1 protein-coding gene is annotated in these 2,869 nt (G+C 70.1%); it reads right to left on the reverse strand.

Annotation, left to right across the window (positions count from 1 at the left end):
- Window positions 1–97: 97 nt before the first annotated feature.
- Window positions 98–2,869, reverse strand: a 2,772-nt coding sequence (locus MXAZACID_RS09915; protein WP_008494170.1) for a chromosome segregation protein, incomplete at its 5' end; no start/stop codon positions are given.

Consider the following 2,869-nt stretch of genomic DNA (forward strand, 5'->3'; position numbering starts at 1 on the left):
GTTTAGGCTGACGCGACAGCGTCAACCTAAACACATGAAATTGCTCGCCAAAACAAAACTTAGAGCCTCAAGCTAAAAGCTTGATGCTCTAAGTGCCTTATTCCGCAGCCATCGCGTGGCCTGGGTCCACCATGTCCATCGCCCGGTGGAAATCCACCGAGAGCAGCCGCGAAACCCCGCGCTCCTGCATCGTCACCCCGTAAAGCCGGTCCATCCGCGCCATGGTCAGATGATGATGCGTCACCACCAGGAACCTGGTGCCGGTCTCGCGCACCATATCCTCCAGCAGATTGCAGAAGCGCTCGACATTCGCGTCATCCAGCGGCGCATCCACCTCATCGAGCACCGAGATCGGCGCCGGATTGCATTTGAACACGGCAAAGATCAGCGACAGCGCCGTCAATGCCTGCTCGCCACCGGAGAGCAAGGACAGTGTCGAGAGCTTCTTGCCCGGCGGCTGCGCGAAAATCTCCAGCCCCGCCTCCAGCGGATCCTCCGAGCCGACCAGCGCCAGATGCGCCTTGCCGCCGCCGAACATGCGCGCGAACAGCCCCTGGAAATGCTTATCCACTTCGGCGAAGACGGTATTCAGCCGCTCCCGCCCCTCGCGGTTCAAATGCCCGATCGAGCCGCGCAGTTTGGCAATGGCGGAGGTGATCTCGTCGCGCTCCTTGTCGATGGTGGCGATCGCGGCTTCCGCCTCGTTCACCTCGATCTCGGCGCGCAGATTGACCGCCCCCATCTCCTCACGCTCGCGCTGCAGCCGCTCCCAGCGCTTGCGGGCCTTGTCCTCAACCTCGGCATTCAAAACCTCCGGCGGTTCCGGCAGCTCCGGATTGGCGCCGAGACGTTCCAGTATCCGCTCCGCCACCGTGCCCCAGGCATGGTTAGCGGCGGTGATGTTGCCTTCCTCACGCGCCCGGGATTCTCGCGCGGCCGCCAGTTCGGATTCGGCGGCGCGGGCCAGGCGCATCGCGCCCTCATTGGCGTTCAACGCCTCCTGCAAGGCCTTGGCGGCGACGCGATGGGCTGTTTCAGCTCCCTGCAGCGCGTCCTGCGCTTCCTTATGCGCCGTCTGCGCCTGCTCAGGTGCCGCGTTCAGGCTCTCCAGCCCGCTCTGCGCCTCATTCAGCCGAGCGGTGAGGTCTTTCAGCCGGTCGCTCGCATCGCGGCCACGCTCGCGCCAGCCTTCCAGCTCGCGGGTCAGGCTTTGCAAACGCTGGCCGCGCTGGGTCTCGGCATTGCGCAGCGCCAGCAGCCGGGCGCGGGCGGCACTCTCGGCCTGGCGCGCCTCGTTCAGCGCGTTGCGGGCCTGTTCCACCGCCAGCCTGGCCGCATTCACATCCGGCAACGCCGCATGGGTTTCGCGCAGTTTGGCCAAAGCCGCCTCGGCCTCCTGCGCCTCGCTGCCCGCCTGCTCGGCCTGGGCGGCGGCGGCGGCGGCGCGGGACGCCCCGCGTTCAGCCTCGGCGGTCAGCCGGATCGCCTCGTTGCGGGCCTTGTCGAAACGCTGCTCCGCCAGCCGGCGCGCCTCGCGCGCGGCGGTTTCGGCGGCACGATGCGCCTCGCGGGTCTTCGCTTCATTGGCGCGGGCCTCGCGCTCGGTTGCCTCGGCCTTGATCCGCTCATCGCGTGCGCCCTGGGCGGCCTCGCGGGCCACGGCGCGCTCGCGCTCCAGCTCGGTCAGACGGTTGCGCTGTTTCAGCCGCACCGCCGCCTCGGAGGCCGCCCCGGCGCGGACGATATACCCATCCCAACGCCACAACGCGCCCTCACGCGAGACCAGAATCTGCCCCGGCGTCAGGTTCGGCTGATAGAGATCCCCGGTCTCGCCCTCCGGCAGCAGCAGAATATGCGAGAAAGCCCGCTTCAGCGCCTCCGGCCCCTGCGCCAGCTCGGCGAAGCTCTGCAGCTTGCCGGTCGTGCTCTCCAGCGCCGGCAGCGCGCGCCAATGCCGCGCCGCGGTGAGGTCCGCCGAGGCCGATAATTCCTCCCGCAACGCCGCGCCCAAGGCCGCTTCCAGCCCTGGCGGCACGGTGATCTGATCCAGGATCGGCTGGCTCTCCCGCCCGAATTTCTGCGCCAGCAACGCCGCCAGCGCGTCATATTCGGTGCCCACCTTGGTCGCCGTGGCTTCCAGCGAGGCGGCGCGCGAGCGTGCCCCGGCGAGCTCGGCTTCCGCAACCGTCCGCGCCTCGGCGGCCTCGGCTTCGGCCTTCACCTTCGCCGCCTCGGCTTCGGTCACCGCCTCGCGCGCCCCGGCCAGAGCCGCCTCGGCCTCTGCGCGCTCCGTCTCCGCCGCCGCCACCCGCTCGGGCGGGATCAGCGTCGCGGCGATCTTGTCATGCTCGGCCTTGGTCTCGGCCGCGCGCTGGCCCAGCCGACGGGCCCGGCTCTCGGCTTCCTGCAAAGCGCGGCGGGCGGCCTCCGCCTCAGCGGCCAGACGGGCGGCATATTCGGTGGCCTTGGTGGCAGCCCCCTCGGCGGCGCGCATCGTCTCCAACGCCGCCTCGGCCTCATCGGCGGCCTGATCGATCGCCGCCGGCGCGGCGCTGGTTTCCTGCTGCAGCACCTCCTGCTCGGCGACCAGACGCGCCTGCGCCGCCTGCGCATCCGCCACCAGTTTTTCCGCATGGCCATGGTCGCGGCGCAGCGCCTCCAGCCGGGCCTTGGCATCGTTCAGCGCCGCGCGGGCGCGGGCTTCCTGCTCCTTCACCTGCTCCAGCCCGATGCGCGCGCGCTCCAGCACCGTCCGCGCCTGCGCCTCCGCCTCACGCAGCGCCGGCAGATTGGTGTCGGCCGCCTCGGCCTGGGCCGCGCTTTCCGCGGCCTTCGCAGCCGCCGCCGCCACCCGCGCCTCGGCGGCGGC

The sequence above is a fragment of the Acidocella sp. MX-AZ02 genome (genome assembly GCF_000306035.1).
Classification (GTDB): Bacteria; Pseudomonadota; Alphaproteobacteria; order Acetobacterales; family Acetobacteraceae; genus Acidocella; species Acidocella facilis.